This is a genomic window from Microbacterium sp. S1037, from assembly GCF_048381605.1.
GTDB lineage: Bacteria > Actinomycetota > Actinomycetes > Actinomycetales > Microbacteriaceae > Microbacterium > Microbacterium testaceum_B.
The window spans coordinates 695,451-709,460 of sequence record NZ_JBLWIG010000002.1; the positions used below are offsets into that span (position 1 = coordinate 695,451).

At 68.5% G+C, this 14,010-nt stretch carries 16 protein-coding genes and 4 tRNA genes; 15 read left to right on the plus strand and 5 right to left on the minus strand.

Annotation, left to right across the window (positions count from 1 at the left end; translation table 11 throughout):
- The first annotated feature begins 132 nt into the window (after window positions 1-132).
- From ACMW4R_RS14045 to ACMW4R_RS14055, 3 genes are all read left to right on the plus strand, one after another.
- Window positions 133-1,407 (plus strand): ammonium transporter, encoded by a 1,275-nt coding sequence (locus tag ACMW4R_RS14045; protein WP_058614628.1) that lies wholly within the window; start codon window positions 133-135, stop codon window positions 1,405-1,407.
- 123 nt (window positions 1,408-1,530) lie between these two features.
- The gene (locus tag ACMW4R_RS14050; RefSeq protein WP_418300181.1) at window positions 1,531-2,040 is read left to right on the plus strand and encodes a type II toxin-antitoxin system PemK/MazF family toxin; all 510 of its coding nucleotides are present in this window, start codon (window positions 1,531-1,533) and stop codon (window positions 2,038-2,040) included.
- Between the two features lie 22 nt (window positions 2,041-2,062).
- Window positions 2,063-2,578, plus strand: coding sequence for an ASCH domain-containing protein (locus tag ACMW4R_RS14055; RefSeq protein ID WP_418300182.1), 516 nt, complete (start codon window positions 2,063-2,065; stop codon window positions 2,576-2,578).
- Window positions 2,579-2,628: 50 nt separating this feature from the next.
- Here the strand turns inward: ACMW4R_RS14055 and ACMW4R_RS14060 are convergent.
- Window positions 2,629-2,704: transfer RNA gene (locus ACMW4R_RS14060), tRNA-Val, on the minus strand.
- 152 nt (window positions 2,705-2,856) lie between these two features.
- Between ACMW4R_RS14060 and ACMW4R_RS14065 the strand changes: the two genes are divergently transcribed.
- The 3 genes from ACMW4R_RS14065 to ACMW4R_RS14075 all read left to right on the plus strand — a co-directional run bounded on the left by ACMW4R_RS14065 (window position 2,857) and on the right by ACMW4R_RS14075 (window position 3,166).
- Window positions 2,857-2,928: transfer RNA gene (locus tag ACMW4R_RS14065), tRNA-Gly, on the plus strand.
- 65 nt (window positions 2,929-2,993) lie between these two features.
- Window positions 2,994-3,064 (plus strand) — tRNA-Cys (locus ACMW4R_RS14070).
- 27 nt (window positions 3,065-3,091) lie between these two features.
- Window positions 3,092-3,166 (plus strand) — tRNA-Val (locus ACMW4R_RS14075).
- Window positions 3,167-3,316: 150 nt separating this feature from the next.
- Here ACMW4R_RS14075 and ACMW4R_RS14080 read toward each other — a convergent pair.
- Window positions 3,317-3,625, minus strand: coding sequence for a hypothetical protein (locus tag ACMW4R_RS14080; protein WP_058595679.1), 309 nt, complete (start codon window positions 3,623-3,625; stop codon window positions 3,317-3,319).
- A 151-nt stretch (window positions 3,626-3,776) separates the two neighbouring features.
- On the opposite strand from ACMW4R_RS14080, the gene ACMW4R_RS14085 reads away from it, so the two are divergent.
- The 5 genes from ACMW4R_RS14085 to ACMW4R_RS14105 all read left to right on the plus strand — a co-directional run bounded on the left by ACMW4R_RS14085 (window position 3,777) and on the right by ACMW4R_RS14105 (window position 6,197).
- Entirely contained in the window at window positions 3,777-4,151 is a 375-nt protein-coding gene (locus ACMW4R_RS14085; protein WP_153001243.1) for a hypothetical protein, read from the plus strand.
- A gap of 185 nt (window positions 4,152-4,336) precedes the next feature.
- A complete protein-coding gene (locus ACMW4R_RS14090; protein WP_058595681.1) occupies window positions 4,337-4,708 on the plus strand; it encodes a hypothetical protein in 372 nt (123 codons plus the stop codon).
- Between the two features lie 65 nt (window positions 4,709-4,773).
- Window positions 4,774-5,187, plus strand: coding sequence for a PPOX class F420-dependent oxidoreductase (locus ACMW4R_RS14095; protein WP_418300183.1), 414 nt, complete (start codon window positions 4,774-4,776; stop codon window positions 5,185-5,187).
- A gap of 194 nt (window positions 5,188-5,381) precedes the next feature.
- Entirely contained in the window at window positions 5,382-5,765 is a 384-nt protein-coding gene (locus tag ACMW4R_RS14100) for a hypothetical protein (protein WP_058595683.1), read from the plus strand.
- A 39-nt stretch (window positions 5,766-5,804) separates the two neighbouring features.
- The gene (locus ACMW4R_RS14105) at window positions 5,805-6,197 is read left to right on the plus strand and encodes a PPOX class F420-dependent oxidoreductase (RefSeq protein ID WP_418300184.1); all 393 of its coding nucleotides are present in this window, start codon (window positions 5,805-5,807) and stop codon (window positions 6,195-6,197) included.
- A 3-nt stretch (window positions 6,198-6,200) separates the two neighbouring features.
- Here the strand turns inward: ACMW4R_RS14105 and ACMW4R_RS14110 are convergent, their stop codons facing one another.
- Window positions 6,201-7,352, minus strand: coding sequence for an SLC13 family permease (locus tag ACMW4R_RS14110; protein ID WP_081322661.1), 1,152 nt, complete (start codon window positions 7,350-7,352; stop codon window positions 6,201-6,203).
- Between the two features lie 82 nt (window positions 7,353-7,434).
- On the opposite strand from ACMW4R_RS14110, the gene thrS reads away from it, so the two are divergent.
- Window positions 7,435-9,435: a threonine--tRNA ligase gene (gene thrS, locus ACMW4R_RS14115; RefSeq protein ID WP_058595685.1), complete on the plus strand. Its 2,001-nt coding sequence runs from the start codon at window positions 7,435-7,437 to the stop codon at window positions 9,433-9,435.
- On the plus strand, window positions 9,432-9,998 hold the full coding sequence (locus ACMW4R_RS14120) for an HIT family protein (RefSeq protein WP_058595686.1): 567 nt from the start codon (window positions 9,432-9,434) through the stop codon (window positions 9,996-9,998). The genes thrS and ACMW4R_RS14120 overlap by 4 nt, the downstream gene beginning before the upstream one ends.
- Window positions 9,999-10,204: 206 nt before the next feature.
- Here the strand turns inward: ACMW4R_RS14120 and pdxY are convergent, their stop codons facing one another.
- A complete protein-coding gene (gene pdxY / locus ACMW4R_RS14125) occupies window positions 10,205-11,059 on the minus strand; it encodes a pyridoxal kinase PdxY (protein WP_418300185.1) in 855 nt (284 codons plus the stop codon).
- Window positions 11,056-12,396 (minus strand): aminotransferase class I/II-fold pyridoxal phosphate-dependent enzyme, encoded by a 1,341-nt coding sequence (locus tag ACMW4R_RS14130; RefSeq protein ID WP_418300186.1) that lies wholly within the window; start codon window positions 12,394-12,396, stop codon window positions 11,056-11,058. The genes pdxY and ACMW4R_RS14130 overlap by 4 nt, the downstream gene beginning before the upstream one ends.
- Before the next feature lie 118 nt (window positions 12,397-12,514).
- Here ACMW4R_RS14130 and pdxS point away from each other — a divergent pair, with 118 nt between their 5' ends.
- Complete coding sequence (gene pdxS / locus ACMW4R_RS14135) at window positions 12,515-13,399, plus strand: pyridoxal 5'-phosphate synthase lyase subunit PdxS (RefSeq protein ID WP_058595689.1); 885 nt, start codon at window positions 12,515-12,517, stop codon at window positions 13,397-13,399.
- Window positions 13,389-14,009, plus strand: a complete 621-nt coding sequence (gene pdxT / locus ACMW4R_RS14140; protein WP_418300187.1) for a pyridoxal 5'-phosphate synthase glutaminase subunit PdxT — start codon at window positions 13,389-13,391, stop codon at window positions 14,007-14,009. Before pdxS ends, pdxT begins: the two co-directional genes overlap by 11 nt.
- Window position 14,010 lies beyond the last annotated feature (1 nt).

The window sequence follows — 14,010 nt, forward strand, 5'->3', positions numbered from 1 at the left end:
CGCGATGTTTACGTGAGGCCGATCTCCGTAACGTCCCCGTAACACCTCTCGAACGGAGATGGAAACCGGGGCTGGGAACACTGGGGGGACCCGACGCTACACCTGCGTCCCTGCAGAGAGGTTTCCTCCGAGATGGATCAAGGCAACACCGCATTCATCCTGCTAGCAGCCGCCCTCGTGCTGCTCATGACGCCAGGACTCGCATTCTTCTACGGCGGTCTCGTCAAGGCCAAGAGCGTCATCAGCATGATGATGATGAGCTTCGGCGCGATGGGCCTGATCGGCGTGCTGTGGGTGCTCTACGGCTACGCGATCGCCTTCCCGGCGACCGACGCCGGCGTCACCCAGCTCCCCTGGATGATCGACTGGAACGAGTTCGGCCTCACCAGCGTCCTCGAGACGCCTGAGGGCGCCGCGTACCCGCCGCTGGCCTTCGTCGCCTTCCAGGCCACCTTCGCCATCATCACCGTCGCCCTGGTCTCGGGTGCCATCGCCGACCGCGCGAAGTTCGGCGCGTGGATGATCTTCGCCTTCGTCTGGTCGACGGTGGTCTACTTCCCCGTCGCCAGCTGGGTCTTCAACTTCGGTCTCGCCGAGGACGGCTCGTTCTCGTACGGCGGCTGGATCACCCACGGTCTGCAGGACGTGTTCGGCGTCGGTGCGATCGACTTCGCCGGTGGAACCGCGGTCCACATCAACGCCGGTGCCGCGGCTCTCGCCCTCGCGCTCGTCCTCGGCAAGCGCGTCGGCTTCCAGAAGGGCGCCCACGTCCCCCACAACCCGCCGTTCGTGCTCCTCGGTGCGGGCCTCCTGTGGTTCGGCTGGTTCGGCTTCAACGCGGGCTCCGAGCTCGCCGCTGACGGCACGGCCGCCCTGGCCTTCGTCAACACGATCGCCGCTCCCGCTGCGGCCCTGCTCAGCTGGCTGATCGTCGAGAAGATCAAGGACGGCAAGCCAACCTCGGTCGGAGCCGCCTCGGGTGCCGTCGCCGGTCTCGTCGCCATCACCCCGGCGTGCGCCGCACTCGACCCGATCTGGGCTATCGTGCTCGGCCTCCTCGCCGGTGCCGTCTGCGCCCTCGCGATCGAGCTGAAGTTCAAGCTCGGCTTCGACGACTCGCTCGACGTGGTCGGCATCCACCTCGTGGGCGGTCTGCTCGGAACGCTCTACCTGGGCATCTTCGCTCGGGGCACGGGCCTCATCGAGAGCGGTTCGATCAACCAGCTGCTCGTCCAGGCCATTGCGGCCTTCGCGGTGCTGATCTACTCCTTCGTGCTGGCTTTCGTCATCGGCTTCGCGATCGAGAAGACGATCGGCTTCCGCGTCAAGAACGAGGACGAGATCGCCGGTATCGACACCGTGGTTCACGGTGAAGAGGGCTACGTCCTGACCGACGCTCGCGCCTGAGCCTCCTCACCCCGGACGGGGCGTCACCGATTCGTCGGTGGCGCCCCGTCTCTCGTTTTCGCCCCACGCTGCCGTGCGCTGCGCTCCGTCGGAGTCGAGTGCGCGGATGCCTAGGGTGGGGGAATGGGAACCACCTCTCGTCTCGTGTCGGCATTCCTCGGGATGTTCCGCTCGACGGCACCGGCCAGGCCGGCCTCTGCGCCCGCACGAGCCGCCACGGCGCCAGCCGACGCCCAGACGCTCGAAATCGAGCCGCCGCGCCGCCTCACGATCTCGTACGCCCCGCAGCGCGACAATGCGCCGGACGGGGGAGAGATCGTCTGGACGTGGGTGCCGTACGAAGAGCGCGACGGGCGTGGCAAGGACCGTCCCGTCCTCGTCATCGGACGGGCGGATGCCACCCGCTCGTACGCCGTACGGCTGACCAGCAAGCCGCACGACGGCGATCGGCAGTACCTGTCCCTCGGCACGGGGGAGTGGGACCCGCAGCGGCGTCCCTCGTGGGTCGACATCGAGCAGCTGTACCTCGTGCACGATGCCGGGATGCGTCGAGAGGCCGCCGCCCTGGATCGGCGGCGCTTCGACACGGTCGCGGCCGCACTGACGGCCCGCTACGGGTGGAAACGCGGCTGACGACGACTGACAGGATGGGTGAATGAGCACCGTTTCACCCATCGTCGTCGACACCGCCGCCGCGGGCCGGATGTGGCAGGAGTACGCCGACGCCCATCCCGACGCCGTCGCCGCCTGCCCCGAGTACACCGTCGAGCACTTCGGCGACTCCGAGAGGCTGGCCGACGAGTTGCTCGCGCACGTGCTCGAGGGGGAGAAACGCGCCACCTCGTCGCTCGTCGCGGAGTACATCGCCGAAGATCAGCAGCTGCCCCGAATCGGCTCGCACTGGATCGCGTGCGATGGCCGCGGGACGCCCCGCGCGATCCTGCGCACGACCGAGATGCGTCTCGGCGTCTTCGGCAGCGCCGACGCGCGATTCGCCTACGACGAGGGCGAGGACGATCGGTCCCTCGAGAGCTGGCGAGTCGAACACCGTCGGTACTGGACGCGGATCTCGGCGGCCCTGGGGCGCGAATGGTCCGAGGAGAGCGACGAGATCATCTTCGAACGCTTCTCCGTGGCATGGCCGCCGGAGCACGCGGACGCCGGCCGCTGATCGGCGGCGCACCGGAAACGAAGAAGCCCCCGGGGAACCGGGGGCTTCTGTGGTGGGCGATACCAGACTCGAACTGATGACCTCTTCCGTGTGAAGGAAGCGCGCTACCAACTGCGCCAATCGCCCGCATCCCGAACGGGACTCATCGATCGTACCGGATGCCGCGACGTGCTCCGAACCACGTCGGCGAGACACACCCGGGGCGCGCCTGGTTTTGCACCCGTGCTCAGATCGGGTAATGTCTTACGAGTGCTCGGGGCAAGCCCCGGGAACGAAATGCGGATGTAGCGCAGTGGTAGCGCATCACCTTGCCAAGGTGAGGGTCGCGAGTTCGAATCTCGTCATCCGCTCGAGTGAAGGGATCATCGTCAGGGAAACCGACGACAGATCACGACACGTGGGTCGAACCACACACGGTGGCGTGGCCGAGCGGCTAGGCACCGGCCTGCAAAGCCGTTTACACGGGTTCGAATCCCGTCGCCACCTCGCTTCATAACTGAACAGCCTGTACAGGCGCGATTGGCGCAGCGGTAGCGCGCTTCCCTGACACGGAAGAGGTCACTGGTTCGATCCCAGTATCGCGCACCATAGAACCCCCGGATTTCCGGGGGTTTTTTGTTTGTCTGGACCAGTGCGAGACATTCAGAGCGAGAACTGCGAGTTCTCGGGAGAAGACGCCCGCACTTCAGATGGGGGATGGCGCTCCCGAAGTGACCTCGCCCCGCGGCACCGACAGGCCTAGATGATGTCGAAGGGGATGTCGTCGTCTTCGTAGTCGGAGAACGCGTCGCCCGCGCCCCGGCCAGAGGTCCCATCAGCAGTGTCCGAGTTGAGCGCGACTGTCGAGACGGAGATGGCGATGGCCGTCGCGGCGGTAACGAAGAAGGTGAGTCGTTGCCCGCCGTCGGCGGTGACATTGAGGAAGCCGCCTGCCGCGCGGGCTGCCCGGAGGATCTGCTCGCGGAGATCGTCGAGGGCTTCAAGCGGGCCGAGTGCGTAACTCACTCCGTTCACGGTCAGGCTGATTCGCTCGATGCTGCTCCCCATGCACGGCAAGCTAGATCGACCCGGCGGGCCTCGCGACGGGGTTGTGCTCCTGCGGAGCACGATGCACACTCCGGCCCTCTTCGCCCGTCACCGTGCCCGCCGATGCGCCGCTGAGCGGTGAAAAGCCGTCGCCACCCGAGATAATCGGACGGTGACCGAAATCGAGGATTCCCCGCCCCGCCGCTCGCGCCGACAGCTCGAGGCTTGGGTGAAGGAGTTCGAGGACGGTGGTCACTGCATCCCGGGGAGGATTTCGGTCGCCCCACAAGAAGACGCGGACCGCGAGGATACCGGTCTCGTCATCGTGCATCTGCGCAACGCCCCGTCCTCCATCCACATCAAACCCCGCGGATACGACGACCCCATATGGGAGGCGACACTCTCGGCACAGACCGACGATCACGTCATGTCCGTGAACGACATCGCCAACCTCGCGGCCGAGGTCGTCATCGCGGGCAACCTGTGCGCGTTCCTGCAATGGAAGTCGCTGGACTGGGACCGCAACAGCGGCCGGCATGCCGACTGAGGCGGCCCGTGGAGAGCCTTCGCTCTCGTGAGGCCTGCACGGTCCGACCGGAACGTGATGAATGGATCGAGCCGCAAGGGCGCGAACACGGCCGTGTGAGATCAGCCGCGTCACGAGCGGCCAGGGGTCGCCCACAAGGCCATCCATCGCAGCGTGGTCATCCGGGTCGTGGCATCCTGTCTCCTATGGATGAGCTTCAGGATTCGCCCCCGCGTCGATCGCGTGAGCAGCTCGAAGAGTGGGTGCAGGAGTTCAAAGATCAGGGCCACATCGTGGCGGGCACTCTCCGAGTGGCCCAGCAAGAAGACGCCGACCGGCAGGACACCGGCCTCGTCATCATGAGCCTCCGTAACGCGAAAGCCTCGATCTACATGCAGCCGCGCGGCTACGACGATCCCGTGTGGGAAGCGACGCTCACGGGGCGCCCCGAAGATCTGACGCTCTCGATCCACGACATCGCGTCTCTCGCGGCCGAGCTCGTCGTCGCCGGCAACCTCTGCTCGTTCCTGCAGTGGAAGTCGCTCGAGTGGGACCGCCAGAGCGGATCGCACGGCTGATCCGTATCGAGCCCGTGCGCCGCAAGTCCCACACGCCGACCCGCGACGGCGGCTAGCGTGTTCGCATGACCGTCCCCGACACGCAGTGGCGTAAGATCGCCGCATCGCCGTTCGTCTCGCTCGGAACCTTCCGGCGCAACGGCGCCGAGGTCGCCGTCCCCGTCTGGATCGCCCGCGACGGTGACGAGCTCGTCGTCACGAGTGAACGCAACACCGGCAAAGTCAAGCGCCTCCGCAACGACCCCCGCGTCACCCTGCGCCCGTGCAGCCGCATGGGATCGGTGGAACCGGATGCCATCACCGTCACGGCGCACGGACGAGTCGCCGGTCCCGCGACCGACGATCGGCGCGCGGACTCGGCGCTGCGTCGGAAGTACGGTCTGCAGTACCGCGCGATCCTCGGGTTCGAGGCGCTGGTGCGCAAGATCCAGCGACGTCCGGGCGATCGGGTGATCCTCCGCATCAGTCGCGGAGACTGACGCTACGTCGCGACGCCGCAGGCCACTCCGCGCCGCAGGATGTACCCGAACCGCAGTCTCGCGCAAGGGGGTTTGCTGTTCTTACCGAGTCGCGAAAGCTTGCGGGAAAGCGGCTGGCACCCCCGGCATCCGCGTCCCCCTTCTTCTCGCCGGAAGATGCGCGGTGCGACGGGGTGCCGGCGACGAGGTTCCGTATGGGCAAGTTCATCTACGACGGCAACACGAAGATGGAATTCGAGGACCGGCTCCTCGCGCACCTGCAGGCGGTCATCATGGCCAAGGTGCGCCGAGGGGAGAGCTTTCCGTTCACCTGGAAGGACGACATCAGCACGGGGGGCGGGCGGACGACCGTCTACATCCACCCGCACGTGTCCCTTGTGTTCAAGTACCACGGGAGTCGCACCCCGCAGTTGAGCGCCCCGTGGCTGCACGCTCTGACGTACAACGCCAACTCGGGTCGCGGTCTCTACGTGATTCCCGAGCCCGAGGAATTCACCCCGCGCGAGAGCATGCAGCGCGAGGAGATGGTCTTCCGCGAGGTGCCGAACGAACCGATGGCCGCTGACTCCCAACGCTGACCGGGAATATCACCGCCACGAGCGCGGGTTGTCGCCTCCATGAGCGACCGGATCGAGACCAAGCCCTTCTTCGAGACCACCGCGGTCGCCCACCTGGCGACGCTCATGCGGGACGGGTCTCCCCAATCGACCCCGATCTGGGTGGACGTGGACGGCGAGCGGCTGGTCTTCTTCACGGAGGTCGACACGCTCAAGGACCGCAACCTCCGCCGGGATCCTCGCGTCGCGATCTCGGTGACCGGGGCCGAAAACCCGTACTCGATGGCGTTCGTCCGCGGAGAGGCCGTCGGTCGACTGGAGGGTGACGAAGCCCTGCCGTACGTCGACCGCATCTCGCATCTGTACGAGGGACGCCCCTACGGAATGCGGGAGGGCCTCGCCGTGTGGTTCATCGAACCGCGCAAGGTGTGGTCGCGCACCTACGAGGACTGAGCCTCACAGCGCGAGGGGGAGCACACCCAGCACGAGGATGACGGGCGCGATCACCGCACCGAGCACGATGAATCGTCCCCACTTCACCTCGATGCCGGCCGCGACCAGGCGATCGTGCCACAGGAGGGTCGCGAGAGACGCCCACGGCGTCACGATCGGCCCCGCGTTCACGCCGATGAGCAGGGCCGCCAGGCGGGCGGGGGAGCCCGCGACCGACTCCAGCGCGAGGTAGGCGGGGAGGTTGTTGATCCCGTTCGCGGCCAGAGCGCCCACTCCGGCGACCTGCCAGAGCGAGACGAGGTCGTCTCCGGTGCCGGCGAGCACCGAGGTGACGCGCCCGATGCCGAGCGCTTCCAGCGCACCGACGGCGAGGAACAGTCCGCCGGCGAACACCAGCAGCGACCACGGCACGAGACGGATGCCGAGAGCCGCCGGCGCGCGCCACGCGAACGCCGCCACGAGGACGATCGCGGCACCGAGGGCCGGCATCCACGGTTCGAGACCGACCACCAGGAGCGGGAGCAGCGCGACGGTCACGATGCCGGCGACGCGCAGGAGAAGCGGGTCCGACACGGTGGGGGAGGCGGCATCCGGATACGTCTTCGGCAGACGGCGGAGGAACACGAGCGTCAACACCACGACCGAGACGGCGATCGCGATCAGCGCAGACGGCCCGAGCAGGGCGAGGAAGGCCACCGGGTCGTGTCCGCCGCCCAGAGCCTCGGATGCCAACAGGTTGGTGAGATTCGACACCGGCAGCACGAGCGAGGCGGTGTTCGCCAGGACGACGGTCACGAAGGCGAAGGGGAGCGGGTCGAGCTTGCGCGCCACGGCCATCGAGACGACGACCGGCGTCAGCAGCACCGCTGTCGTGTCGAGCGAGAGGAACGCCGTCGCGACCGTCGCGAGCGCCACGACCAGCACCCACAGCCACACCGTGCGCCCGCGCGCGACACGTGCCAGGCGCGCGGCCACGACGTCGAAGAGCCCGGCCTTGGATGCCAGCTCCGCCACGATCGTGACGGCGACGACGAACAGCAGGATGGGCCAGACGCGGTCGGCGACGGCGAGGGCGTCATCCGCGGGGAAGACGCCGGTGAGCAGCGCGATGATCCCGAGGATCCAGAGCACGCCGCCGATGATGGCCAAAGTCACCGCTCCACTATGAGGCACGCCGGGTGCCAACGAGGTCACGCCCGCCCGGTAGCCTGGAACCGACCCTTTCAGGAGATGTGCTGTGACTGATTTTCCCGCCGATGGCTTCGCCCTCTTCCCCGACCGATCGGTTGTCGCCCTGCGCGTCAACGGCGAGCTGAAAGACCTCGCCACGACCGTCACGGCCGACGACGAGGTGGAGCCCGTCACGATCGACAGCGCCGACGGCCTGTCGATCCTGCGGCACTCGACGGCGCACGTGCTCGCGCAGGCCGTGCAGCGCGTCAAGCCGCAGGCGAACCTGGGGATCGGCCCGCCCGTCACCGACGGCTTCTACTACGACTTCCAGGTCGACGAGCCCTTCACCCCGGAAGACCTCAAGGTCATCAAGAAGGAGATGGAGCGGATCGTCCGCGAGAACCAGCGGTTCGTCCGCCGAGTCGTCACCGACGACGAGGCCCGTACGGAGCTCGCCGACGAGCCGTTCAAGCTCGAACTCATCGGGCTCAAGGGCGGGGCTTCGGCAGGCTCAGCCGGCGACATCGCGGAGGGCGCGAACGTCGAGGTCGGCGCCGGCGAGCTGACGATCTACGACAACGTCACCCGCGACGGCGAGACCGCGTGGAAAGACCTCTGCCGAGGACCCCACGTGCCCGGCACGCGCCTCATCGGCAACGGGTGGGACCTCACCCGCATCGCCGGCGCCTACTGGCGCGGCAGCGAGAAGAACCCGCAGTTGCAGCGCATCTACGGCACCGCGTGGCCAACGAAGGACGAGCTGCGCGCGTATCAGCACCGCCTCGAGGAGGCCGCGAAGCGCGACCACCGCAAGCTCGGCAAGGAGCTCGACCTCTTCTCGTTCCCCGACGAGATCGGACCCGGCCTCTCGGTGTTCCATCCCAAGGGCGGCATCATCCGCTACGAGATCGAGCGCTACATGCGCGAGCGCCTGCTCGCCAGCGGGTACGAGGTCGTCAACACCCCGCACATCACCAAGGGCGACCTGTTCATGACGAGCGGCCACCTGCAGTGGTACGCCGACGGCATGTACCCCCCGATGGTGCTCGACGAGGTCGTGGATGCCGATGGCCACGTGTCGCGGGAGGGCCAGGAGTACTACCTGAAGCCCATGAACTGCCCGTTCCACAACCTGATCTTCCGCTCGCGCGGGCGCAGCTACCGCGAGCTGCCCCTGCGCCTGAGCGAGTTCGGGTCGGTGTACCGCTACGAGAAGAGCGGCACGCTGTCGGGCCTCACCCGTGTGCGCGGCATGACCCAGGACGACACGCACATCTATGTCACCGCCGACCAGGTGAAGGGCGAATTGACCCACAGCCTCGACTTCGTGCTGCAGACGCTGCGCGACTACGGCCTCAACGACTTCTACCTCGAACTGTCGACGAAGGAGGAGGGCAACCCGAAGTTCATCGGCGACGACTCCCTCTGGGTCGAGGCCACCGAGACGTTGCGCGAAGTCGCCGAGGCGTCGGGCCTCGAGCTCGTGCCCGATCCGGGTGGGGCGGCGTTCTACGGCCCGAAGATCTCGGTTCAGGCGCGCGACGCCATCGGCCGCACGTGGCAGATGTCGACTATCCAGCTCGACTTCAACCAGCCCGAGCGCTTCGAGCTCGAGTACACCGGACCCGACGGCGAGAAGCACCGGCCCGTCATGATCCACCGCGCCCTCTTCGGCTCGGTCGAGCGCTTCTTCGCGATCCTGCTCGAGCACTACGCCGGCGCGTTCCCCGTGTGGCTCGCGCCCGTGCAGGTCGTCGCCGTGCCGGTCGCCGCCGAGTACGGCGACTACCTGCAGGGCATCGTCGCCGACCTCAAGACCAAGGGCGTCCGCGCCGAGGCCGACCACAGCGACGACCGCATGCAGAAGAAGATCCGCACGCACACCACGCAGAAGGTGCCGCTCATGCTGATCGCCGGCGAGCAGGACCGCTCGAACGGCACGGTCTCGTTCCGGTTCCGTGATGGAACCCAGCTCAACGGCATCCCGGTCGACGAGGCCGTCGCGCGCATCACCGGCGCCATCGCGGCTCGCACGCTCGTGAACACCGCGGAGGATCTCGCGTGACGAGCGATCCGGATGCCGTCGCGGCCGACGAGGCGTCTCTCGTCGACGCCGCGACGCTTCCGGGAGTGCCGGACGAGTTCCAGCGGCTGTGGACCCCGCACCGCATGGCGTACATCTCGGCGGGTCGCGAGCCGATGGAGCAGAACTGCCCGTTCTGCGCGGCGCCCGGCAAGTCCGATGAGGACGGCCTGATCGTCGCGCGCGGGAAGACCGCCTACGTGCTGCTCAACCTCTTCCCGTACAACTCGGGTCATCTGCTGGTGTGCCCGTACCGTCACATCGCCACGTACGACCAGGCGACCGACGAAGAGGTCGCCGAGATCGGCGCGCTGACCCAGCGCGGGATGCGCGTGCTGCGCGCGGTGTCGCGGTGCGACGGCTTCAACCTCGGCATGAACCAGGGCGCGATCGCGGGGGCCGGTGTCGACGCGCACCTGCACCAGCACATCGTGCCGCGGTGGGCCTCGGATGCGAACTTCTTCCCGATCATCGCCAAGACGAAGGCGCTGCCGCAGCTCCTCGGCGACGTCCGCCGGACGGTCGCGGACGCCTGGGCCGACTGACCGCACCCTCACCCAGCCCCGCACGCCCGCCCGAGGGCGGGCACCCGCTGACGTCGTTTGGCGCTGATGCGCGCTTCTCGGCGCTCGCCTGGTCCATCTGAGCCAAACGAAGCGACGCCCGCTCGCCTGTTTGCCTCGGATGGTCACCAGCGTCGCGCAGCACCGACGATCTTGGGCAAACGAATCCCGGCGGCGAACGCGCGACCTCAGCGCACCTGGCGCACCGAGAACTGCAGGCGCGGGTGGGCGTAGGCCTCCTGCGACTCGATGAGACGCAGCTCGCGCGAACCCGACTCGTACGTGTTCGTCAGCAGATCGAAGACGCTGGATGCCGTACGCGCCAGCGCATCGGCCGCGTCGCCGCCGCTGCGACGGTAGTGCGCCGTGAACAGCGCCGCGGTCACGTCGCCGGATCCGTTGGCCTTCATCGGGATGAGCGGGGTCTGCACGATCCAGGCGCCGTTGTCGTCGACGACCATCATCTCGATCGTGTCGGCCTCGCGGTCCGGACGCTCGACGCTCGTCACGAGGATCGTCCGCGGCCCGCGGGCGCGCAGCGCATCCGCGGACTCGAGGGTCGAGTCGATGCTGCCCGGCTCCGTGCCGGTGAGGAAGCCGAGCTCGAACTGGTTCGGGGTGAGGATGTCGGCGACGGGGACGACGCGCTCACGCAGGAGCTCGGGGATCGCGGGGGCCACGAAGCATCCCGACTTGGCGTTGCCCATGACCGGGTCGCAGGCGTAGACGGCATCCGGGTTCGCCTTCTTCACCCGCGCGACGGTGTCGATGATGACGTCGGCGATGCCCTCGCCGCCCTGGTAGCCCGAGAGCACGACGTCGACCTCGATGAAGATCCCGCGCTCTTCGATGCCGGTGATGACCGCGGCGACGTCGTCGGGGGAGATGAGCGGACCGCGCCATGCCCCGTACCCGGTGTGGTTCGAGAAGTTGACCGTGTAGACGGGGAGAACCTCGACGCCGATGCGCTGGAGGGGGAACACCGCGGCGGAGTTGCCGACATGCCCGTACGCGACGGCGGACTGGATCGAGAGAACCTTCATGCGTCGATCCTTCCACCTTGAGCGGCCGGTCGACGCGTTCCCGCGGCGGCGGCGATGTCATCGGCCAGTGTCCGCGCCGCGGTGTCGTCGAGGTCGTGCACGGTCAGCCGGAGGAACGACCCGGACGTACCGGAGGAGAGGAAGAACGGATCCCCCTCTCGAACGAGCCAGCCTCGGCGCATGAGGTCGTTGCGCACCGTCGCCGCGGGAACGGGGAGGGGCACCCAGAGATTGAGGCCGTCGCCCGGGGCGACCGGCAGTCCGCGTTCGGTCAGCGCGCGGGCGAACGCCGCATTGCGGTCGGCGTAGTGGACCGCGGCGCGCTCGATGTCGGCTCGGACGGCGTCGTCGGTGACGAGCGCGTGCGTCATGCGCTGGAGGATGTGGCTCACCCACGTCGTCCCGGGCGTGAGCCGCACGGCGAGTCCGTCGGCGGTGTCGGGATCGGATGCCGTGACGGCGAGGCACGTGTCCGGTCCGAGGAACTTCGACATCGAGCGGATGCGCGCCCACCGGCGCTGCCCTGACCCGATGACGGAGTGGAGCGGCGCGCGGGAGAGCAGCGAGAAATGATCGTCCTCGATGACGAGGACGTACGGATGTGCCGCCAGCACGTCGCGGAGGGCCGCGGCGCGCTCGGCGCTGAGGCTCGCTCCGGTCGGGTTGTGGGCGCGAGGCGTCACGATCACGGCTCTCACGCCGGCGTCGAGCGCTGCACGGAGTCCCTCGACGGTCATCCCGTCGGCATCCACCTCCACCGGGATCGCGCGATACCCTCCCGTCCGCACCGTGTGCAGCGCGGAGAGGAAGCACGGGTCTTCGAGAGCCACCGCATCGTCTCGCTGCAGCGCTTGTGCAAGGAGCCGCTCGATCGCGTCGCTCGCGCCGCTGGTGACCGTGATGCGCAGATCGTCGTGGGCGAGCTGGTCCGCCATCCAGTCGCGCGCCCAGGCCTCGAGCCCCGGGTCGATGACCGGTTCGCCGTACAGCACGGGACGGGTCGAGCGGACGAGGGCGCTCGTGGGGTCGGGGATGAGCGCCGGGTCGGGGTTGCCGGTCCCGACGTCGCGCAGCACCGTGTCCGGCGCGTATCCCTCCTGCGCCACGGTCGTGCGGTCGGCCACGCGTGTGCCCCCGCGCCCGCGCGCCTCGACGAGGCCGGCCTGCGCGAGCTGCCGGTACGCCGCGACGACAGTGTTGCGGTTGACGCCGAGGTCGGCCGCGACGGTCCGGACCGACGGCAGGAGCGTTCCTGGCGCGAGTTCTCCGCGTTCGATGCGCTCACGCAGATCCGTGGCGATCTCGGATGCCGACCGGCCGGTGATGTCGATGGTCATGTGCCCCCTCGGTCGTGAACCACCCTATGGCCTGAGCCATGCTACGTTTTGGCCTAAGCCAAAAGAAGCGCGACCCGACGCGCCGCACATCGCGCCCCGAGCGCGGAACGGAGTGGATATGACCGACACCGGAACCTCGCGCGTCAAGCGCGGTCTCGCCGAGATGCTCAAGGGCGGCGTCATCATGGACGTCGTCACCGCCGAGCAGGCCCGCATCGCAGAAGACGCGGGCGCCGTCGCGGTCATGGCGCTCGAGCGTGTGCCCGCCGACATCCGCGCCCAGGGCGGCGTCGCCCGCATGAGCGACCCCGACCTGATCGACGACATCATCGCGTCGGTGTCGATCCCGGTCATGGCGAAGGCCCGCATCGGCCACTTCGTCGAGGCCCAGATCCTGCAGGAACTCGGCGTCGACTACATCGACGAGTCCGAGGTGCTCTCGCCCGCCGACTACGTGAATCACATCGACAAGTGGAACTTCACCGTGCCGTTCGTCTGCGGGGCGACGGGCCTCGGCGAGGCGCTGCGCCGCATCACGGAGGGCGCCGCGATGATCCGGTCGAAGGGCGAGGCCGGTACCGGCGACGTCTCCGAGGCGACCAAGCACATCCGCACGATCACGGGTGAGATCAACGCGCTCCGCGCCAAGACGAAGGACGAGCTGTACGTCGCAGCCAAGGAGCTGCAGGCCCCGTACGAGCTCGTCGCCGAGATCGCCGAGACCGGGAAGCTCCCCGTCGTGCTGTTCACCGCCGGGGGAGTGGCCACCCCCGCCGACGCGGCCATGATGATGCAGCTCGGCGCCGACGGTGTCTTCGTCGGTTCGGGAATCTTCAAGTCGGGCAATCCCGCCGAGCGCGCCGCCGCGATCGTGAAGGCGACCACCTTCCACGACGACCCGAAGATCGTGGCCGAGGCCTCGCGCGGACTCGGTGAGGCGATGGTCGGCATCAACGTCGCCGACCTCCCCGCTCCGCACCGCCTGGCCGAGCGTGGCTGGTAACAGCCCCCGGGTCGGCGTCCTCGCTCTGCAGGGCGACGTGCGCGAGCACCTCGCCGTGCTGACCGCCCTCGGCGCCGACGCGCGACCCGTGCGTCGGCCCGAGGAGCTCGCCGCCGTGGAGGGCCTCGTGCTCCCCGGCGGCGAGTCGAGCGTCATCGACAAGCTCGCGCGCGCGTTCGGGCTCTTCGACCCGATCCGCGCGGCGATCGCGGACGGGATGCCGATGTACGGCACGTGCGCCGGACTCATCCTGCTCGCCGACCGCATCGACGGCGCGATCACGGGCCAGCAGACGTTCGGCGGCCTCGACGTTCGCGTGCAGCGCAACGCCTTCGGCTCCCAGACGCAGTCGTTCGAGACCGACCTCGCGGTGCCCGCCCTCGGCGACCCGCCGGTCCATGCCGTGTTCATCCGGGCGCCCGCGGTCGTCGAGTGGGGTCCGGATGCCGAGCCCCTGGCATCCCTTCCCGACGGACGGGTCGTGGCGGTCGAGCAGGGACGGCTGCTCGGCACGGCGTTCCATCCCGAATCCACCGGCGAGACGCGCTTCCACGAGCGCTTCCTCGTGCACGTCCGCGATCGACGCGGCGCGGGCGCACCCGCGTTCTAGA